Here is an 18,629-nt window from a genome sequence, read left to right as displayed (position 1 = left end):
TTCAGCGACAATTTAAAGAAATAGTCGCTTTTTTCTTGCTATTCTTCCTTGTTTATCAGAACTTTGCGTGGTTTAGTCCCTTCGGCTGGACCAATGACACCAGCTGCTTCCAGCTCTTCCATGAGGCGTGTTGCCCGTGGAAAACCGACAGAGAGTCTACGTTGTAGCATCGAAGCGCTCGCTTTTTGGCTTTCTATGACAAGTTTTTTTGCCTCTTCAAACAAGCCATCTCCGTCAGACGCACCTTTTTGCCCAGAGGCAAAGTCTTGCTCAGAAACCTCACCAGGGTCAAAGCTCTCGTCATAATCAGCTTCTGCTTGGTCTTTGATGAAGCTGACAATCCGCTCCACATCGTCATCAGAGATGAAGGAACCTTGCAGGCGCACTGGGTGATTTTCATCAATAGGCTTAAAGAGCATATCGCCTCGACCAAGGAGCTTTTCAGCGCCATTCTCATCTAAAATGGTACGGCTATCTGTCCCGCTAGAAACCGCAAAGGCGACACGAGAAGGGACATTTGCCTTGATGAGCCCAGAGATAACATCCACAGACGGACGCTGCGTCGCTAAGATCATGTGAATCCCTGCAGCACGCGCCTTTTGCCCTAGACGGATAATGGCGTCTTCGACTTCCTTGCTAGCCACCATCATCAAGTCCGCCAACTCATCGACAATAACGACAATGAGCGGAAGCGGGATGTGCTTTTGCTCGGACTGCTGGTTAAAAGCTTCAACCTTGGCATTGTAGCCAGCGATATTGCGCACACCAAAGTGGCTAAAGAGCTCATAGCGCTTCTCCATCTCATCGACAACCTTCTGCAGTGCTCGGCTGGCTTTTCTAGGATTGGTAACGACAGGAATCAAAAGGTGCGGAATATCATTGTAGACCGACAGCTCCACCATCTTGGGGTCAATCATCAAAAACTTGACCTGATCAGGACGAGCTTTCATCAGGATACTGGCAATCATGCCATTAACCGCCACAGATTTCCCAGAACCCGTTGAGCCGGCAACGAGAAGATGGGGCATTTTCGCCAAATCAAAACTACGAGCAGTACCATTGACCGCCTTACCAAGCGGCACTTCTAGGAGGTGGTTGGGATTGGTCTTTGCCTGCTCCCACAATTCACGAAAGGAAACGGTGGCAATCTCAGAGTTTGGCACTTCAATACCGACCAAGGACTTACCAGGGATAGGGGCTTCTATGCGAACATCCTTGGCTGCAAGAGCCAAAGCAAGGTCGTCTGCTAGGTTTGAGATACGATTGACCCGAACACCAACGGCAGGCTTGACCTCGTACTTGGTCACAGATGGACCAATCTCAGCACGCTCAACCTTGACATCAATCCCAAAACTCTTGAAAGTATCCTCCAAAACAGCGATGTTCTTGCGGACGATATTTTTTTCCTTGGATTGGTTTTTGGGCTTGTCTGGCGCAAAGAGGTCGATGGTCGGCAGTTTATACTGGAGCAAAGTCTTAGGGCTAAAGTCGACAGCGAGTGTCTCCTCGTCCTCCAAGTCGTCCATATCATAGATGACCTCTTCCTCACTAGAAGCCTTTTCAGGCTCGTCCACAGATCCCTCTAGCTCTTGATGGTCTAGGATTTCTGGGAAAGTTTGCGGCGTCTCCTCTTTTTCGGTGCTATCTGCTAAAATCTCGCCTGTCTCAGGGTCTACGTCCAATTCACTGAGGCGTTTTTCAGCTTCCTGCGCTGCTTTTTCTTCTTTTAAGCGTTTTTCTTCCTCTTTTTTAGCAGCCTTTTCTTCTTTTTTGACAAAGCGTTTTTGCTTGTTTGCTTCGTGCTTTTGCGCCAATTTTTGGTAGCTAGCCTGCGCAAAGTCTACCACATCATAGACATCCCAAGGTCCCATCAAAAAAGCACCTAGGAGGATAAACAGAGCTCCAATCATAAAGGAGCCGACATTGGAGAAGAGAAAGGCAGTCGGCTTATAGATAAGCGCCCCAAGCATGCCACCACCAACGAAATGCGTCACTTTAAATGCTAGAAGGTCACTAGTCAAGAGCTGTGCGGTTTGGACAAAGACATCCTTACCACGATTGGCTGGAAGGGCAAATAAATACGCCTGCCATTCAATCAAAAGCCCTATCATCAGCACCACAAAACCGCTGACAATGCCCTCGTGCTTTTTGACCCAGCGAAAGGCAAAAAGGTAAACCAAGACCGCAAACATCACCAGATAAGCGAGACTCCCCACCGCAAATCGGATGACATTATACACCGTGACCCCAAAAGCTCCCAAGCGAATAATCGCAAAAAAGAGGACAAAAGCTGTCCCAAATGCTATCAACATCCGCCGAAATGCTTTTTGCTTTTCCTGCTCTGCCTTTGTTGGACGCCGTGTTTTACGCCCTTTTTTTCCAGACTTTCTTGCTTTTGCCATATAACCTTCCTACGTTAATCTAAATAATCGTAACTTTTATTATACCATATTTTGGACACTTAGAAAAATGGCAAAAAAGAAGTCTTTAATGGGATTTTCATAGAGAAATCCTGCTTTCTGTGTTACAATTAAGAAAAAAGCTCTTGGAGGAAATAACGTTTATGAAAAAATGGGGAGTGCTATCCTTACTGCTAGTTGGTCTGCTCACTCTAGCAGGTTGTGAAAGTGTTGAGCGTGCCTTAAAAGGAGATGATTACGTGGATCAAAAAATCGCTGCAAGCTCCAGCCAAGCGGCTGAAGAAAAAGACCAAAAAGAATTGCAAAAAGCGCTTAAAGCCAAGGCTTCTGCTTTTCCACAATTAAGCGATACCGTCGCAAAAGACGAAGCCGAAGTCATCATGACAACGTCGCTAGGAGACATTACCATCAAGCTCTTTCCAAAATATGCTCCGCTTGCTGTGGAAAACTTCCTCACCCATGCCAAGGAAGGCTACTATGACAATCTGACTTTCCACCGTGTTATCAACAACTTCATCGTCCAATCTGGTGACCCAAATGGGGACGGCAGCGGTGGTAAGTCCATCTGGAAAGGCAAAGACAAGAGCATTGACTCTGGCAATGGCTTTAAAAACGAGATTAGCCCTTATCTCTACAACATCCGTGGCAGCCTTGCTATGGCAAATAAAGGCGAGGATACTAACGGTAGCCAGTTCTACATCAATCAAAACAGCACGGATAACGCTAGTTCTCTAAGCACCAGCAAGTATCCCAAAGCGATTATTGACGCCTATAAAAAAGGCGGAAACCCTGATCTTGACGGGCAATACACTGTCTTTGGACAAGTCATCAGCGGTATGGACGTTGTGGATAAAATCGCCCAAGTCGAAACAGACGACAGCAATAAACCCAAAACCGACGTCACCATCAAATCCATCAAAATCGTCAAAGATTATCAGTTTGATTAAAGGATGATATATAAAAAAACGGCAAGAGCCGTTTTTTATTATTTTTTGAGTAAATCAGACAAAAAGTTTTCTTTTAACATGTGAAGATTAAAGATATTAGTCATGTGACCAAAAGCTTCAGATAGGGGCAAATGCGCTGTTTTCCACCCTTGACCATCAGTTACCCAAATAAATGCAACATTATCTTTTGAAGTTGTGACAAACTGACTGAGTTCTGTAAACTCACCCGCTACTGCCTTTAGCTTACTGCCGCCACCTCCGTAGTAGTTGGTTTCAATCAACCAGACCTTATGCTGTTTCTTAGAATAAATGGCCACATCAAAACGTCGCTTCGACTTATCAACAGGAACTTCTATCTGCCAGTTTTCTTTTATAAATTGCGCTGTCGCTTGTGCTTTCCACTCTAGTTGATATTGCTTAGCTAGTTTAGCAACATGTTGTTCTAAAATCATTTCCATTGTAGTTCCACTACGATTTTTGCGAGCATTACTATCTAAACCAGTCTCTACCCCGTAGACGTAGTCCACTAATGAACGTTGAGCTTGATTTTGAAGAAAATGAAGTAAACCAGCTTGTTCCATAAAGTCCACATAATCTACAATACGATTAGTATCAACCTTTGAAAAATTGATCTGTTCAAAACGCATTGTATCTTCTTCGTCAATCGTCAGAATATCAAGCGCTTTCTCACGGCTAGCAATAAGACTAGGTACCGCTTTTAGCAATTCTGGTTGCTTTTGAAATAGAGCAAGTGCTTCATCGTATATATTTTCTTTCCCAACGAGATAATTAAGCGTATTGAGCTCTAGTTCAAAGCGTTTTGTTTCACGCTCAACCTTTTCCCAGTTGACATAGTAGGATGGCGTTCGATTGGTAACAGACAAAGTTGATAAAAAATAGTCAAGTCTTTCTTCTGAAAATAATTGTAAGTATTTATCTAATTTCATATCGTTTCCTTATTGTTTAGTATAAACCAAAGTATACCATATCATACTCATCAAGCATAATTTTAATACCATCTCCGCGTAACATTTCAAAGCTATCCCGATACTTATCCTTGCCAAAAAAGCTACTATTCCCCACAAATATAAATTGAACTGCAAAAGGATTTTCAGCTTTATCTAATAATCTTTGATAAAGTCTGCGTTTATTTCCAAATCCTAATAATTTTTCATCAACGCTTCCTTCTGTCTCTTGCCATTTCTTTTCGACAATATAAACAGTATTGTTCTCAAAGTTTATAAATGCTTCATCTGGCTTCCATTGTTTAGAATTAAAATTATCTAAGCCAATCTCAGCTAAGAAATCATAAAATCGGTATTGTGACATAATTTTTCCAACTAAATCATTTCCTCTACGTACTTCAAAACCTCGAGTAATCTTTTTGTCATTAAAGTTTATTTCTACAACCTTATAACCAGGTAATTTATCTACAAGCTCTGAAAAATCTGTATCTTTTTCAAATTTTAAGCCTGTTTTATTAGTATTAGCTCCTCCAATACCACCTTTTTTCATTCTTCTCTCTCCAATCTTGTTTTTGCTATTTTTAAATAGTCTTCTTCGCTATCAATACCTATAAACCTGCGTCCTAATCGTTTTGCGACCACCCCAGTTGTACCGCTGCCTACAAAAGGATCTAAGATGTAATCTCCCTCCTGCGTTGAAGCTAAGATAATACGCTCTAGTAAATATTCAGGCTTTTGCGTTGGGTGCTTACCCGCCCACTTTTCAGACGGCTTCGTTAGTGCTCCTGTCCAGACATCTTTCATCTGCTTGCCGCCATTTAAAGATTTCATCAAGTCATAATTATAGTAATGACGGGCTTTTTTGTCATCTTTTCTTGCCCATAGAATAGTTTCTGTCGAGTGAGTAAAATAGCGACAAGATAAGTTTGGCGCTGGATTTGTCTTTTGCCAAGTGATATTGTTAAGAATTTTGAATCCTTCTTGCTCCAAAGCCATACCCACTGAGTAAATGTTATGAAAACTCCCCGAAATCCAAATAGTACCGTTTGGTTTTAGCACTTTTTTAGCCAATCTTATCCAGCGACGGTTAAAATCATGTTTTTCTTCAAGTGACGAAATTTTATCCCAATCACCTTTATCAACGGACACGACCTGTCCACCAGAATTGGATATACCGCCATTACTCAAAAAATAAGGGGGATCAGCAAAAATCATATCCATACTTTCTGGCTTTACTTTTTCTAAAAAGTCAAAAGTGTCTGCGTGAACTAATATTGCTTTATCTTTTTGATAGTATGGTTTTGTCATTAAAACACCTCCATACTTATATTCGTTATTTGACATCATTCGTTACAATAACCTCTGATACTTTACCACGACTAGAAGCCTTTGCGCCGTTCGCTCTTGTAACTTCTATACTGTGGATAGTAAAATCTTTATACAATTCATAGACCAAAGAACTAGAAGAATTTGACAACATCACGTGTACACCTCTTTCTGACAATTTTTTAAATGTATCTCTGAGACGTACCTGATCGTCATAAGAAAATCCCTCGTGTGTATAAGAAGTAAAGGCACTTGTCTCTGAAATAGGGATATAAGGAGGATCAAAATAGACAAAATCACCTTCCTTAGCTCTCTCAACTGCTTTTTCAAAATCACCAGATACTATCTGAATACTATTTTTATTGAGGTAGTTTGAAATAGCATAAATAAGTTCACTATCTACAATCTTAGGATTTTTATAACGACCGTAAGGTACATTAAATTGATTTTTGGCATTGACACGATAAAGTCCATTAAAATCAACCCTTAGCATATACATGATACGTGCTGCTTTTTCAACGTCTGTCATTTGCTCAATACGACCATCTCGATCGACTGAACGCAGGTCTAAATAATAGTCTTTCGTATTCTTCTCTTGATGATGTTGTAAGAGCGTTATAAGCTGGTCTGGGTTTTCTTTTATCTGCTGATAACAATTGATCAGCTCTGTATTAAAATCATTGATGAGAGCTTGTTTAGGGGCAAGTTCAAAAAATAAAGCTCCCCCACCAACAAACGGTTCAAAATAATTATTATAATTATCTGGCATTAGCGATTTGATAATTGGTAATAATTTGCGTTTGCCGCCTGTCCACTTTGTGAAAGGTTGTAGCTCTTTATTTACAATCTTTGTTTCCATAAACATATTATATCACAAGTCGTATGTTATCATTGCAAAACAAATAGCAAGCTAACTTTTCTAGCTTGCTATTTATTTTATACTCGTTTTTTATAATTTCTCCAAAAAGGCGATTAGCGTCTTTGCAGAGCGTTTGCCGGCTTCTATGATGAACTCATCGAAGGTGATGTTGGCATCGTGGCTTGCGGTGTCGCTCATGGCTCTGATAACGATGAAGGGGCAGTTTGTAGCGTGCGCAGCTTGCGCAATAGCAGCTCCCTCCATCTCAACGGCTAGCACCTCTGGAAAAGCTGTTTTAATGCGGTCAATCTTGTCCTGACCAGCGATAAAGCTATCTCCCGTTGCGATTAAGCCGATATGGCTTGCGACTTTCTGCTCTCTTAGCGTCTCCTCAAAGACCGCCACAAAGCGCTCATCTGACTCAAAATAGAGCGGCTGCATAGACATTTGCCCGTAAGCGTAGCCAAAGGCAGTCAAGTCCACGTCGTGGTAAACCAAGCGACTAGCAACAACGACATCACCAATGGCAATGCCCTCTGCCACCGCACCAGCAGAGCCCGTGTTGATAACAGCTTCCACCTCAAAATCACCCACCAAAACAGCCACACTCATGGCTGACATGACCTTGCCGACACCAGACTGCACTAGCACCACATCATGCTTACCCAACGTTCCGCTATAGTAAGTATTTCCTAAGCGGGTCGTTGTTTTTATGTCTTCTAATCTATCTACCAATAGGCGCAGTTCCTGCTCCATGGCAGCAATAATTCCAATCTTCATCTTACCTCACAAATAAAAAACAGCATAGACTAGGGCGGCAATCAAGAGCAGCACAATCCCTAGTATCACATTTAACTTTCGCCTAAAAGCTTTGCGCTTCTCCTGCTCGATTCTTCGGCTCTTGTAAATATGAGGAACACCATCATCAGACTGAAAATCCTCTCCATACAAGTCCTCATCACGCAGCTCGCCACGCTTTGCTTTTTCAATGATGTCATCTGTAAGAAGGGGCTTTCCCACTAGGCATCACCTCCGTAATTCAGCGCATAATATTGTAGAGCAATCAGAGTCTTGGCATCACAGATCTGCCCAGACGCAACCAGCTCCATACACTCCTCATAGCTAAGCTCAAACAGCTCAATGACCTCATCCTCATCTTGTGGGCGAGGATTGTCCACTTTTTGGAGCTTGTCCGCTAGATAGAGCGTGATTTTTTCATTGGAAAAACCAATGGCTGTGTAAAAAGTATAGAGGGGCGTGAGCTGACCTTGATAGCCTGTCTCCTCCTCGAGTTCACGGCTTGCTGCTTCTTGCTCAAGACCTGCTTCTCCCTCTTCAAGCTTTCCAGCTGGAATCTCGTAGGACACGCTCTCAATAGCCTTGCGATATTGTTTGACAAGGATAATCTTGCCCTCATCTGTCACAGCTAGAACAGCGACAGCACCCTTGTGAAAGACCAGCTCACGCTTTGAGGTACCAAGGTTGTTTGGCAGCTCGACCTCATCCAGGCAAACCTTAAAAATCTGACCGTCAAAAATCTCTGTACGCTTCAGTGTTTTTTCTTCAAAGTCCATAGCTTACCTCACTTTTGAGATGGATGGTGGGGTTTGTTTTTAGCGTAGCCTTCTTTGTTGACCTGACGGGCACGTCCAATAGCGATACTATCTGCTGGCACGTCCTCAACGATACTAGAGCCCGCAGCTGTCAGCGCATTGTCTCCAATGGTCACAGGGGCAATCAAGGTTGAGTTGCTGCCGACAAAGACATTGTCTCCGATAACGGTCTTGTACTTAGACTTGCCGTCGTAATTGACCGTGATAGTGCCTGCACCAAAGTTTACTTTGCTCCCCACTTGGGCATTGCCGATATAAGTGAGGTGCCCTGCCTTGGTATCCGCACCGATATGAGAACCCTTGACCTCGACAAAGTTTCCGATGTGGACGTCTGCCTCAAGAGTGGAGTCTGGTCTGATATGAGCGTAAGGACCCACCGTTACGCTATCAGCGAGCGTAGAGTGCTCAATGGTTGAGTTGGTAATGACGCTTTTAGCTCCAACAATTGAGTCGATAATAGCAGTGCCGTTAGTGAGTGTGACCTCCTCACCAATCTTAGTGTGCCCTTTGAGGGTGACATTAGCTTCGATGAGGGCGTCTGCGCCAATCTCCACGTCAATGTCAATGTAAGTCGCTTTAGGATTGGTAAAGGTGACGCCATTTAGCATGTGCCTGCGATTGATACGCTCTCTCATGACCTCTTCAGCAACAGACAGGGCTGCTCGGTCATTGACACCCAGACTTTCATTGAAATCACGCAGTTTGTAAGCTCCCACCTTTTCACCAGCTGCTTTAAAGATACCGATAACGTCTGTCAAGTAATACTCGCCTTGGGCATTGTTGGTATTGATATTTTTGAGCGCTTCAAAGAGGCGTTTATTGTCAAAGACGTAAGTACCTGTGTTGATTTCAGTGACTTGCTTTTCAAAGTCTGTGGCGTCTTTTTCTTCGACAATCTTGGTCACTTCCTCATCAGAGTTACGGATGATACGCCCGTAGCCAAATGGATTTTTGGCATCAGCAGTGAGGATAGTTGCGATATTTTTGTGATTGACATGGTAATCAATCAAGTTCTTCAAGCTCTCACCAGTAATCAAAGGCGTGTCGCCAGCGATAACCAAGGTCTGTCCGTCAAGATTAGCTAAATCTTTTTCTGCCATCATGACCGCATGCCCAGTGCCAAGTTGTTCCTCTTGGAGGACAAAGCTCGTCGCATCGCCTAGCACCTGACGCACAAGCTCTGCCTTGTGTCCGATAACGGTCACCGTCTTTTTAGGGTTAATCGCCTGAACACTGCGAAAAACGTGCTCGAGCATGGTGATACCAGCAACCTTGTGCATGACCTTAGGCAAATCTGACTTCATACGAGTACCCTTACCCGCAGCTAAAATAATTGCATAATTCGACATAATACCAATCCTTCATTTTCTATAAATAAACTGCTACTATTATAGCATAAAATCACACATGAGACCTAGTCTCGTCTGTGGACTGAGCCGCACGCTCCAACACGTCCATCACATCTAGGCTATGCTCTAGTGCTTTTTGGGCTGCCTTGGTATCTTTAGTAGCTAAGATACGCTCAAACGCTTCAAACTCAGCCTGCATGCGGTGTCTGCCAGCATTGACATCAATGACTTGAGCCTTTTCTCCATCCAAAGTCACTTGGACAGTTGGCAGACTATTTGTCGGACCTAATATAGCGATAGAGCCTTTATTGCCCTGAATAGTCGAGCGCACCTCGGCAGCACAGTCTTTGGCGGCGATACAAACGCACTTAAAGGCTCCAAAGTCCATGACCAAAATCCCCGAGGTATCCACGCCACGCTCTTTATTTGCCAGATAAGTCACTGACTTTGGCTTGCCAAAGAGCCCCACCACAAGGTGGATATTGTAGATATTGAGGTCATAGAGCGCCCCACCGCCCATCTTGGGATCAAAGGCTGGCGCAATCTCACCACGCTTAAAGGCGTCATAGCGTGAGGAATATTGCGAGTAGTTGCACTCTACAATCTTGACCTCCCCTATATGTGCCAGCTCTTCCTTGATAACAGCAAAGTTTGGCAGGTATTGGTTGGTGATAGCTTCTAGTAAAAAGACCTTTTCTTTTTTAGCGGTAGCAACCAAATCTTCTAAGTCTGCTTTTTTTAGCGTAAAGGGCTTTTCACAGATGACATTCTTGCCGGCAAGCAGGGCTTTCTTGGCATAATCATAGTGAGTGTTATTGGGTATCCCGATGTAAATCGTATCAATAGCATCGCTCTTTAACAAGTCCTCATAGTTGCTCGTCGCTATCATCATAGCGTAGCGCTGGGCTAGCTTCTCTGCTTTTTCTAGGCTACGTGGTGTGGACAAAATCCCCACCAGTTCAATGCCAGTAACTCTTTCTAAAACAGGCAAGACTTCCTCAACGATTTTTCCCGTCCCTAACAAGGCTAACTTCATTTTGCGTCCTCTTTCTCTGGATAAACCACTTCAAACTCTTCTAGGACAATGACACTATCCTGACTAAAGGTCAATCCGCACTCATCAAACCACTTACTGAAAATATTTTCATGCACCTTTTGCCAGTAGGCAAGGCTTCTATCGCCTTCGCCCTCCTTGTAAGCATGCTGGGCTGATACTTGAGAAAAAGGTACCAGGCTGACTTTTGTGATTTCAATGATACAAACCGCCTCGTCCTTGCTATCCAAAACGACATCATAAGTCCCCTCTTGGGGCAGAGCTTCCTTATCTAGCTCGTACAGGTCATAGGCGGAAGCGGTCGCTGTTTTGACGCCTTTTAAAACCAAGTCCGCTAGTGTATCTGCCTCCACACCAAAAGCCCAAGCATCCATGCCTTGAGTGATGTCAGGACGAGTGGCAAGAAAATCTTGCCACATACTTTCTGCTTTTACCATGCTTACCACCTCTTTCCTCAATTATCCCCGAAAAAGAGGGAAGCAACAGCGATGACGATGATGGCACCGAGTATGGAGGGAAAGACAGCCATACCAGCTAGGTGCGTTCCCCACGCACCAAACAGACGTTGTCCGACAAAGGCACCGAGTAATCCTGCCACGGTATTCCAGATACAGCCCATTGAGCGGTCTTTACCTGTCACAAGACTCGCTAACCATCCGATAAATGCACCGACTATTAGTGACCAAATCATAGATATTCTCCTTTTTCCTGTGTACTAGTCTGATTATAGCATGATTAAAAGACTTTGACAAAACTTGACCAAGTTTAAAGCACTAAAAAGAGAGTGGAACAAAAATCGGTCATTTCGCAGAAATGCGATTTTGTCGTTCCACCTCCGCATAGCTCAAAAGGTTATCAAAACCTTTTGAGGTTGGAAATAAAGTCAAGTGAAACTTGATGTCAAAAAGGCTTCTAAAAGTTGATTTATAGCGTCCTAGAGCCCACTAGCAGGGATTGATTGGCACCAAAGTGCCTAATCAATTGTGCATGGGAAACTCTAAAGCGACTAAAGTCACTAGAGTTTCTCCAAACCACTGCGTCTCGTACATAAATCTATACAAAAAAAGAAGTTGAGATTTTTCCCAACTCCTTTTAGTCTATTACAAGCCCCACGCACCAAAACCTGATGATTGGTAAGCACGGATAGCGGCTTGGATTTGTGCGTCAACGGTTGATGTGTCACCCCAGATTGGCATTGTTTGGAAAAGACCAGACGCACCTGATGGGTTGTAGGCGTTGACGTTACCGTTTGATTCTTTAGCGATGATGTATTCCCATGTGCTTGCGCTTGTACCTGTTGCAGCAGCTACTTGAGCAGCGGCGTAAGCACCGACGCTACCAGCTGTGTTACCGTTTGACAAGACAACGCTTGATTGGTAGCTTGATGTATCAGCAGTAGTTGCTGCTGAAGCTGTTGTTGTCGCTTCTGTTGTAGTTGCTGTAGTTGCAGCAGCACTTGCTTCGTCAAGTTCCAACACTTGACCAGCGTAGATAAGGTGGCTGTTTGCAATGTTGTTTAGGCTCACCAATTTATCAACAGTTGTGTTGTGGTTTGCTGCGATAGCTGACAATGTATCTCCAGATTGAACAGTGTAGCTATCTGCGCTTGCTGCAACACCCGCTGTAGCCAAACCAAGTACACCTGCAACTGTCAATAATTGTAATTTCATTTTGTTTGTCATGTATCTTCTCCTTAAGAATATGATATTACTCTACTTACCTCAAAATAAGTAAGTGCACTACTTGTTGACTCAATCAACAACGTTATCTATCATACACGCTTAAGGTGACAAACGTATTGGCTTTGTGTAACATTATTAACAAAGAGATTGACTTTTACAGACGAAAGCTTAAACAAACCTTAAAAAATACATCTTTTTCCCATTTTTTAAATATTGTTTTATTTCAGACTCCAACCACCGTCTATTTTGACAATTTCGCCCTGCATAGAGCTTGCCTTTCCAGACGCTAAAAAGAGAGTCAGCTCTGCGATTTCCTCTGGCAAACTCCAGCGCTTAATAGGTGTTTCTTGCGCCACCCAGTCAGCTAATCCTCCAGGCTCAAAGTCGCTAGCTGTCATGCCGGTCTTGACCGCCCCAGGCGCAATCCCAAATACCTGAATGCCCTTGTCAGCGTAATCAAGCGCCACCTGCTTGGTCAGACCAGCCAGAGCGTGCTTACTAGCAGTGTAGCTTGCGCCACCACCGCCCGCTAAGAAAGAAGCGATAGAGCACATATTGATGATAATGCCTTCTTGGCGTAAAAGCATTTTTGGCAGATAATGGCGCATAATCTGAGCAGGCGCATAGAGATTGATCGCAAAGAGTTGCTCCATCTCCTCCATAGTTTGCTCAAGGAGTGGCTTGTAGCCATCTAGGATACCTGCGGTGTTGCAGATGATGTCCACATCCGAAACCTCCCTAAATAGAGTCTCTAAGTCAGACGTCACATCCAGCTGCAAAGTCGTGAGATTGTCCTGCTGATTGTAAATAGCAGCCTTGTCCACTGCAAAGACCTCATAGCCGGCACGACAAAAGGCACGCATTTGCGCCTGTCCGATACCGCTAGCCGCACCTGTCACCAGCACACGCTTAGTCATCGACAGCCACCCAGTCCGAAGCTAAAACGTCACAAGGCGTTGGGCTCCACATGGAAAAGCCCTCGCCCTCACTAGAGACATTGATGAGAAAGTAAGGCGTCACCTCTAACATCTCGCCATTTACCTCTAGGGTATCAAAGAGCTGTACATAATTTTCAGCGCCACCCCAACCCGTGCGCACGTATTTTTTCTTGGCTTTTAAGCCCGGTAGGATTTCTTCGAATGTCATTTTGTTCTCCTTAGTTTATTTTTTCTATCTATTATATTGTTAGTTCATCATCCCTGCTTGCAGGCTATACATGCGGTAGTAGGTGCCTTTTTGAGCGAGGAGTTCTTCGTGGCGTCCTTGCTCGATGATACGCCCCTTATCTAGCACGTAGATACAGTCAGCGTCTTGGATAGTGGATAGCCTGTGGGCAATGGCGATAGTAGTGCGCCCTTTTCGCATTTTCTCAAGCGAGGCTTGCACCGTCGCTTCGGTCTCTGAGTCGATGTTAGCAGTCGCCTCATCAAGGATGAGAATCTTTGGCTTGCTAGCGACGGTTCTAGCAAAGGCTAGGAGCTGGCGTTGCCCTGTTGAAAAGCTACCGCCACGCTCGCTAACGGGTTGGCCATAGCCCTTCTCTAGCTTATCAATAAAGTGGCTAGCATCCACAAACTCAGCTGCTGCTCTCACCTCTTCCTCATTGATATCCTGATACATCTTGATATTGGAGCTAATGGTACCGTGATAGAGAAAAGGCTCTTGCAGGACTAAACCGATGTTCTTGCGCAGCTCATCCTTACTGTAGCGTCTGATATCTACACCGTCAATGAGAATCTCGCCAGCTTGAAACTCGTAAAAACGCATAAAGACATTGATAATAGAGGACTTACCAGAGCCTGTTGAGCCGACAAAGGCAATGGTTTCGCCTTTTTTCACCTCAAAGGAGATATTATCCAAAATCTGACGCTTACCATCATAGCTAAAGCTGACGTTTTTAAAGGCGATATTACCCTGACTAATCGTGTCTGTGCCCTCTTCTTGCTCAGGCTCATAGCCACGCTCATCAATCAAATCAAAAACACGACTAGCCGACACCATGGAGGTCTGCAAGGTTGAAAAGTTCTGCGTCACCTCAATCAAAGGGTCAAAGAGACGGTTGATATACTGGATAAAAGCGTACATGACCCCAGCAGAAATCCCTAACTGCATGCCACGAAAGCCAAAGTAAGCCATGAGTACCGCATAAGCTAGCAGTTTTAAAAGCGACATAGCTGGGCGCAAAAAGAGAGAGTCCAGCTGCATGGAGCGATTGGCATAGACGACATGCTCGGCGTTGATGTCCTCAAACTCCTCTTGCAGGCGCTTCTCCTGCCCAAATGCCTGTATAATCTTAATCCCCTCGATACTCTCAGATAGCTTGCTATTGATGTCACTGAGCAGACTTCTAGTCTTTTCAATCACGCTCACTGACAGCTTGCGATAGAGATTAACTAAGATAAAGATAAAGGGCAAAAAGAGGATAATCAAAAGCGTCACCCGCCAATCCAAAAGCAGCATGGTGTAGAGTGTCACAGAAAAGATAAAAATCGCCGTGATAAAGCTTGAGAGAATACCTGAAAACATATCACTGATAGCCTCGGTATCATTGGTGATACGAGAGACGATAGAGCCTGCAGGTGTCTTGTCAAAGTAAGCCATGCCTAGGCGCTCCATATTGGCAAAGGCATCATAGCGAATATCACGCACGATACGGTAAGACACCTTAGCAAAAAAGAGATTACCAAAATACTGGATGATACTCTGCAGGACATAAAGCCCATAATAGCCCAGTAAAAGCAGCATAGCGGGCTGATTGAGGGCGTGCAGATAGTGGTCGATAAAGTGCGAGGCTAAAAGCGGGATGACACTTTTGATAACGGTCGTTAGCAGCAATAAAGCCAGCGCCAGTGCGGTCAACCATTTGTAGCGTTTGAGGTAGGTCATCAAGCGCTTAAAAACAGCCCATTGACTAGTATTTATCATAGCGTCTCCTCCATTTCTAACTGCTGAGAGGCGTAGGTCTTGGCATACCAGCCGTCTGCTTTTAGCAAGTCCTCATGACGCCCCTGCTCGATAATAGTGCCATCCTGTAAGACCAAGATAAGGTCAGCATGCACTACAGCTGACAGGCGGTGCGCTGTGATAATCGTGGTTTGATGTTGCCGTGTCTCTCGCAGATTATCGATAATAGCATGCTCGGTCTTTGCGTCCACAGCTGACAGAGAGTCATCCAGCAGTAAAATCTCTGGGTCTAAAATCATAGCACGGCTCATGGCAATCCTTTGCTTTTGCCCACCTGACAGGCTGACACCTTTTTCACCGACAACCGTGTCAAAACCCTCTGGCATTGCCATGATATCCTCGTAGACCTGCGAGAGCTTGGTCGCTTCTGCAACAGCATTTCTGCTGAGTTCAGGATTACCAAAGCGGACATTTTCTAGGATAGTTGTGGCAAAGAGAAATTGGTCTTGGGGCACATAGCCGATGAGTTTGCGCAAATCCTCTAGGCGATAATCTTTGAGATTGTGTCCATTGAGGGTAATGCTGCCTTGTGTGACATCGTGCTGACGCAACAGCAAGCGCAGCAAGGTAGTCTTACCAGATCCAGTCTGCCCGACAATTCCCAAGGTCTGTCCTTTTTTCAACGTGAAGTGGATGTTATTGAGCGTTGCCTCGTGGTCATAGTGAAAGGCGTCGATATGATAAACAAGGTCACCATTTTCAGCAGGCACAATAGGGTGTTCTGGATCTTTGACATCAGACTCTTGACTGAGCAGCTCCTCAATCCGACTGTAAGACACGCTACCACGCTGTATCATATTAAACAAAAAGCCAATCGCCATCAAAGGCCACACCAGCATATCAAGATAAGTCACAAAAGTCACAAGACTCCCCACTGTGACTTGACCTTTGACCACCATAACAGACCCCATTAGAAGCGTCAAGACATAAGACGCTCCGATAAAGAGCAAGACCAAGGGGTCAAACATGACATCGTACTTCATGGTTGTCATGTTTTTCTGATAAGTCATGGCATTTACCCGCTGAAAATCCGCTAGTTCCGCTTCTTGGTAGCCAAAGGACTTGGTGACTTTGATACCTGAGACACTTTCTTGAACCTTGTTATTGAGCTCTGAAAAGGCGGCTTGCGAGTACTTGAAGCTCTCGTGGGTCTTGCGCCCAAGACGACTGGTCGCATACGCCATAAAAGGCAAAGGCAGCACTGCTATCAGAGTCATCTGCCATGAGATGGTAAAAAACATGGTAAACAGTGTCACCAGCGCTGTGATAGAAGCATCGACAGCCGACATAACCCCACCACCAGCCAAGCGTGTCAGTGAGTTGATGTCATTGGTTGCATGCGCCATCAAATCACCCGTACGGTATTTTTCGTAAAAGCTGGGTGGCATTTTGGTAAAATGCTCAAACAAACGGTAGCGCATGATTTGCCCTAAGCGGTAGGACGTGCCTAGGATATACATGCGCCAAATGTAGCGCAGCACATACATAGCAAGCGCGGCCAGTACCAGCCAAAGCAGGCTGAGCAGCAGTTTATCTGTCGTCAGTTTTTTCTCTGTGATACTGTCAATCACAGCTCCCATAATTTTTGGTGGAATGAGATTGAGCACGGCAACGAGACTGAGTGAGAAAATCCCAATCAGATAGCGCCGTTTTTCCAGTCTGAAAAACCACCACAGTCTCCTAATAATAGACATGTTTTCCTCCTCATTTTCATCTATCCTATCATACAGGTTTCAAGGGCATTTGACAATTATTTTATTTCTCAACACGACAAAAACAGCCGTTTGAAAAACAAGCTGTTTGACATTTAAGAGTGGCTGAGCCATTTCACTAAAAAACGATAAGTCCATAGAGCAAAGAGCCCTCCTAGACTATTGGTCCAGAGGTCATCAACCTCAAAGACACGATTGGCGTCAAAGAGAGCGTCGATAAGAAGCTGTGTGCACTCGATAAAGAGGCTACAGCCAAAAGTGACAAGAAGACTGCGCTTTGGGGTGCGAAGCTCCTCAAAGAGCGCTAGCAAGCCCAACATCAAGGGATAGAGCAAAAAGCAGTTGACCACATTTTGCCCAATCACCCAAAACAACTGCCAAGCGCTCTCTATCTCGCCTAGACTGACCAGCGAGTTGAAGGGAACCAGCAAAAAGACCAGACGTCCCACATGCTGGATGTTTGGTGTCTCCACGCCAGCAACAACATGCTGAGGACCAAAGCACATGTAGGCAATCATCAAGCTGTATAGCCCAATCAAAATCCAAACCAAGCGTCTGCCCTTTGTAGTTAGTGTCAGTGTATCATCCCACAAGCCGAGCTGTTTAAAGAAGCGACTCACTTCTTAGCTCCTAGCGCTGCCGCTGCCTTTTGACGGTCACGCTTCATGGTGTTTGAGCGTAATTGTCCACAAGCTGCATCAATATCTGTTCCGTGCTCTTGACGCACGACGCAGTTGACGCCATTTTTCTTGAGCACGTCGTAGAAAGCTGCCACACGTTCCTTAGGACTACGGCTGTACTGGTCGTGCTCACTGACAGGGTTATACGGAATGAGGTTGACATAAGACAGCTTTCTGATGTTTTTGGTCAAGTCAGCGAGTTCTTGTGCCTGCTCCACGCCGTCATTGACTTCGTTGAGCATGATGTACTCAAAGGTCACACGACGGTTGGTTTTTTCGATGTAATATTCAATAGCGTCAAAGAGTTTTTCCAGCGGGAAAGAGCGGTTGATACGCATGATACTTGAGCGCAGGTCGTTGTTTGGTGCGTGTAGAGAGACTGCCAAGTTGACTTGAACGCCTTCGTTGGCGAAGTCACGAATCTTGTGAGCAAGTCCTGATGTTGAGACGGTGATGTGACGAGCACCGATAGCCAGTCCATTGTCGTCGTTGATCGTGCGCAAGAACTTCATGACATTGTCGTAATTATCAAAAGGCTCACCAATTCCCATGACCACGACGTGGCTGACACGCTCATCCTGTCCACGCTCGTCAAAATACTTTTGCACCAGCATGATTTGGGCAGTGATTTCACCGCTGTTTAGGTCACGTTGCTTTTTAATCAAACCACTGGCACAGAAAGTACAGCCGATGTTACAGCCAACTTGGGTCGTCACACAGACAGAAAGCCCGTAGTGCTGACGCATCAAGACAGTCTCAATCAACATCCCATCTGGCAATTCAAAGAGATACTTGACCGTGCCGTCTGCTGACTCTTGAACGATACGTTGCTTGAGCGGATTGACACAGAAGTTTTCATTTAAAAGGGCGATAAAATCTTTTGAGATGTTGGTCATCTCCTCAAACGATTGGACACGCTTGCGGTAGAGCCAATCCCAGATCTGCGTTGCTCTAAATTTCTTCTCCCCGTGCGCTATCGCCCACTCAATCAGCTCATCTCGGGTTAAACTATAAATCGATGGTTTCATATCACTCTCAAACAGCTTCTTGCTGCCTTC

20 protein-coding genes are annotated in these 18,629 nt (G+C 44.7%); 1 reads left to right on the top strand and 19 read right to left on the bottom strand.

All coding sequences use genetic code 11. The features are described from left to right. Nucleotides 1-38: 38 nt before the first annotated feature. The gene (locus G5B60_RS02885) at nucleotides 39-2,402 is read right to left on the bottom strand and encodes a DNA translocase FtsK (protein WP_164682554.1); all 2,364 of its coding nucleotides are present in this window, start codon (nucleotides 2,400-2,402) and stop codon (nucleotides 39-41) included. Between the two features lie 161 nt (nucleotides 2,403-2,563). Between G5B60_RS02885 and G5B60_RS02880 the strand changes: the two genes are divergently transcribed. Continuing rightward, nucleotides 2,564-3,367 carry a peptidylprolyl isomerase gene (locus G5B60_RS02880; protein ID WP_164682552.1) on the top strand — a complete coding sequence of 268 codons (804 nt, stop codon included), beginning with the start codon at nucleotides 2,564-2,566 and terminating at the stop codon, nucleotides 3,365-3,367. A 38-nt stretch (nucleotides 3,368-3,405) separates the two neighbouring features. Here the strand turns inward: G5B60_RS02880 and G5B60_RS02875 are convergent, their stop codons facing one another. From G5B60_RS02875 to rlmN, 18 genes are all read right to left on the bottom strand, one after another. Further along, nucleotides 3,406-4,314 carry a type II restriction endonuclease gene (locus G5B60_RS02875; RefSeq protein WP_164682550.1) on the bottom strand — a complete coding sequence of 303 codons (909 nt, stop codon included), beginning with the start codon at nucleotides 4,312-4,314 and terminating at the stop codon, nucleotides 3,406-3,408. 16 nt (nucleotides 4,315-4,330) lie between these two features. Continuing rightward, nucleotides 4,331-4,882 (bottom strand): PD-(D/E)XK nuclease superfamily protein, encoded by a 552-nt coding sequence (locus tag G5B60_RS02870; RefSeq protein ID WP_164682548.1) that lies wholly within the window; start codon nucleotides 4,880-4,882, stop codon nucleotides 4,331-4,333. Further along, nucleotides 4,879-5,676 carry a DNA-methyltransferase gene (locus G5B60_RS02865; RefSeq protein WP_164684123.1) on the bottom strand — a complete coding sequence of 266 codons (798 nt, stop codon included), beginning with the start codon at nucleotides 5,674-5,676 and terminating at the stop codon, nucleotides 4,879-4,881. Before G5B60_RS02865 ends, G5B60_RS02870 begins: the two co-directional genes overlap by 4 nt. Then, nucleotides 5,666-6,517 carry a DNA adenine methylase gene (locus G5B60_RS02860; RefSeq protein WP_164682546.1) on the bottom strand — a complete coding sequence of 284 codons (852 nt, stop codon included), beginning with the start codon at nucleotides 6,515-6,517 and terminating at the stop codon, nucleotides 5,666-5,668. The genes G5B60_RS02865 and G5B60_RS02860 overlap by 11 nt, the downstream gene beginning before the upstream one ends. Before the next feature lie 90 nt (nucleotides 6,518-6,607). Then, nucleotides 6,608-7,297, bottom strand: a complete 690-nt coding sequence (locus G5B60_RS02855) for a 5'-methylthioadenosine/adenosylhomocysteine nucleosidase (protein WP_164682544.1) — start codon at nucleotides 7,295-7,297, stop codon at nucleotides 6,608-6,610. Between the two features lie 6 nt (nucleotides 7,298-7,303). Then, nucleotides 7,304-7,537, bottom strand: a complete 234-nt coding sequence (gene macP, locus G5B60_RS02850; protein WP_115270527.1) for a cell wall synthase accessory phosphoprotein MacP — start codon at nucleotides 7,535-7,537, stop codon at nucleotides 7,304-7,306. After that, nucleotides 7,537-8,091: an NUDIX hydrolase gene (locus G5B60_RS02845; RefSeq protein ID WP_164682542.1), complete on the bottom strand. Its 555-nt coding sequence runs from the start codon at nucleotides 8,089-8,091 to the stop codon at nucleotides 7,537-7,539. Before G5B60_RS02845 ends, macP begins: the two co-directional genes overlap by 1 nt. Nucleotides 8,092-8,099: 8 nt before the next feature. Then, nucleotides 8,100-9,479 carry a bifunctional UDP-N-acetylglucosamine diphosphorylase/glucosamine-1-phosphate N-acetyltransferase GlmU gene (gene glmU / locus G5B60_RS02840; protein ID WP_164682540.1) on the bottom strand — a complete coding sequence of 460 codons (1,380 nt, stop codon included), beginning with the start codon at nucleotides 9,477-9,479 and terminating at the stop codon, nucleotides 8,100-8,102. Nucleotides 9,480-9,531: 52 nt separating this feature from the next. Next, nucleotides 9,532-10,515: a Gfo/Idh/MocA family protein gene (locus G5B60_RS02835; protein ID WP_164682538.1), complete on the bottom strand. Its 984-nt coding sequence runs from the start codon at nucleotides 10,513-10,515 to the stop codon at nucleotides 9,532-9,534. Then, the gene (locus G5B60_RS02830) at nucleotides 10,512-10,970 is read right to left on the bottom strand and encodes an ASCH domain-containing protein (RefSeq protein ID WP_164682536.1); all 459 of its coding nucleotides are present in this window, start codon (nucleotides 10,968-10,970) and stop codon (nucleotides 10,512-10,514) included. Before G5B60_RS02830 ends, G5B60_RS02835 begins: the two co-directional genes overlap by 4 nt. Before the next feature lie 17 nt (nucleotides 10,971-10,987). Beyond that, nucleotides 10,988-11,224: a GlsB/YeaQ/YmgE family stress response membrane protein gene (locus tag G5B60_RS02825; RefSeq protein WP_164682534.1), complete on the bottom strand. Its 237-nt coding sequence runs from the start codon at nucleotides 11,222-11,224 to the stop codon at nucleotides 10,988-10,990. A gap of 409 nt (nucleotides 11,225-11,633) precedes the next feature. Further along, a complete protein-coding gene (locus tag G5B60_RS02820) occupies nucleotides 11,634-12,203 on the bottom strand; it encodes a LysM peptidoglycan-binding domain-containing protein (protein ID WP_164684121.1) in 570 nt (189 codons plus the stop codon). A gap of 230 nt (nucleotides 12,204-12,433) precedes the next feature. After that, complete coding sequence (locus tag G5B60_RS02815) at nucleotides 12,434-13,132, bottom strand: 3-oxoacyl-ACP reductase (protein WP_164682532.1); 699 nt, start codon at nucleotides 13,130-13,132, stop codon at nucleotides 12,434-12,436. Continuing rightward, nucleotides 13,125-13,361, bottom strand: coding sequence for a DUF2829 domain-containing protein (locus G5B60_RS02810; RefSeq protein ID WP_164682530.1), 237 nt, complete (start codon nucleotides 13,359-13,361; stop codon nucleotides 13,125-13,127). The genes G5B60_RS02815 and G5B60_RS02810 overlap by 8 nt, the downstream gene beginning before the upstream one ends. A 39-nt stretch (nucleotides 13,362-13,400) precedes the next feature. Then, the gene (locus G5B60_RS02805; RefSeq protein WP_164682528.1) at nucleotides 13,401-15,140 is read right to left on the bottom strand and encodes an ABC transporter ATP-binding protein; all 1,740 of its coding nucleotides are present in this window, start codon (nucleotides 15,138-15,140) and stop codon (nucleotides 13,401-13,403) included. Beyond that, nucleotides 15,137-16,873, bottom strand: a complete 1,737-nt coding sequence (locus tag G5B60_RS02800) for an ABC transporter ATP-binding protein (protein ID WP_164682526.1) — start codon at nucleotides 16,871-16,873, stop codon at nucleotides 15,137-15,139. Before G5B60_RS02800 ends, G5B60_RS02805 begins: the two co-directional genes overlap by 4 nt. Before the next feature lie 113 nt (nucleotides 16,874-16,986). After that, complete coding sequence (locus G5B60_RS02795; protein WP_241154546.1) at nucleotides 16,987-17,484, bottom strand: VanZ family protein; 498 nt, start codon at nucleotides 17,482-17,484, stop codon at nucleotides 16,987-16,989. A gap of 23 nt (nucleotides 17,485-17,507) precedes the next feature. After that, nucleotides 17,508-18,599, bottom strand: coding sequence for a 23S rRNA (adenine(2503)-C(2))-methyltransferase RlmN (gene rlmN, locus G5B60_RS02790; protein ID WP_164682525.1), 1,092 nt, complete (start codon nucleotides 18,597-18,599; stop codon nucleotides 17,508-17,510). Nucleotides 18,600-18,629 lie beyond the last annotated feature (30 nt).

Source organism: Streptococcus hyointestinalis (assembly GCF_011039275.1).
Taxonomy (GTDB): Bacteria; Bacillota; Bacilli; order Lactobacillales; family Streptococcaceae; genus Streptococcus; species Streptococcus hyointestinalis_A.
The sequence above is the reverse complement of the archived record's forward strand: the minus strand, read 5'-3'. Positions and strand labels throughout refer to the sequence as shown.

Bases quoted from the DNA above. Each gene is read 5' to 3' on its own strand.
- G5B60_RS02830 (WP_164682536.1), bottom strand. From the start codon at position 10,970: ATGGTAAAAGCAGAAAGTATGTGGCAAGATTTTCTTGCCACTCGTCCT.
- G5B60_RS02825 (WP_164682534.1), bottom strand. From the start codon at position 11,224: ATGATTTGGTCACTAATAGTCGGTGCATTTATCGGATGGTTAGCGAGT.
- G5B60_RS02835 (WP_164682538.1), bottom strand. From the start codon at position 10,515: ATGAAGTTAGCCTTGTTAGGGACGGGAAAAATCGTTGAGGAAGTCTTG.
- G5B60_RS02880 (WP_164682552.1), top strand. From the start codon at position 2,564: ATGAAAAAATGGGGAGTGCTATCCTTACTGCTAGTTGGTCTGCTCACT.
- G5B60_RS02805 (WP_164682528.1), bottom strand. From the start codon at position 15,140: ATGATAAATACTAGTCAATGGGCTGTTTTTAAGCGCTTGATGACCTAC.
- G5B60_RS02845 (WP_164682542.1), bottom strand. From the start codon at position 8,091: ATGGACTTTGAAGAAAAAACACTGAAGCGTACAGAGATTTTTGACGGT.
- G5B60_RS02865 (WP_164684123.1), bottom strand. From the start codon at position 5,676: ATGTCAAATAACGAATATAAGTATGGAGGTGTTTTAATGACAAAACCA.
- glmU (WP_164682540.1), bottom strand. From the start codon at position 9,479: ATGTCGAATTATGCAATTATTTTAGCTGCGGGTAAGGGTACTCGTATG.
- G5B60_RS02870 (WP_164682548.1), bottom strand. From the start codon at position 4,882: ATGAAAAAAGGTGGTATTGGAGGAGCTAATACTAATAAAACAGGCTTA.
- rlmN (WP_164682525.1), bottom strand. From the start codon at position 18,599: ATGAAACCATCGATTTATAGTTTAACCCGAGATGAGCTGATTGAGTGG.
- G5B60_RS02875 (WP_164682550.1), bottom strand. From the start codon at position 4,314: ATGAAATTAGATAAATACTTACAATTATTTTCAGAAGAAAGACTTGAC.
- G5B60_RS02860 (WP_164682546.1), bottom strand. From the start codon at position 6,517: ATGGAAACAAAGATTGTAAATAAAGAGCTACAACCTTTCACAAAGTGG.
- G5B60_RS02855 (WP_164682544.1), bottom strand. From the start codon at position 7,297: ATGAAGATTGGAATTATTGCTGCCATGGAGCAGGAACTGCGCCTATTG.
- G5B60_RS02810 (WP_164682530.1), bottom strand. From the start codon at position 13,361: ATGACATTCGAAGAAATCCTACCGGGCTTAAAAGCCAAGAAAAAATAC.
- G5B60_RS02885 (WP_164682554.1), bottom strand. From the start codon at position 2,402: ATGGCAAAAGCAAGAAAGTCTGGAAAAAAAGGGCGTAAAACACGGCGT.
- G5B60_RS02800 (WP_164682526.1), bottom strand. From the start codon at position 16,873: ATGTCTATTATTAGGAGACTGTGGTGGTTTTTCAGACTGGAAAAACGG.
- G5B60_RS02820 (WP_164684121.1), bottom strand. From the start codon at position 12,203: ATGAAATTACAATTATTGACAGTTGCAGGTGTACTTGGTTTGGCTACA.
- G5B60_RS02815 (WP_164682532.1), bottom strand. From the start codon at position 13,132: ATGACTAAGCGTGTGCTGGTGACAGGTGCGGCTAGCGGTATCGGACAG.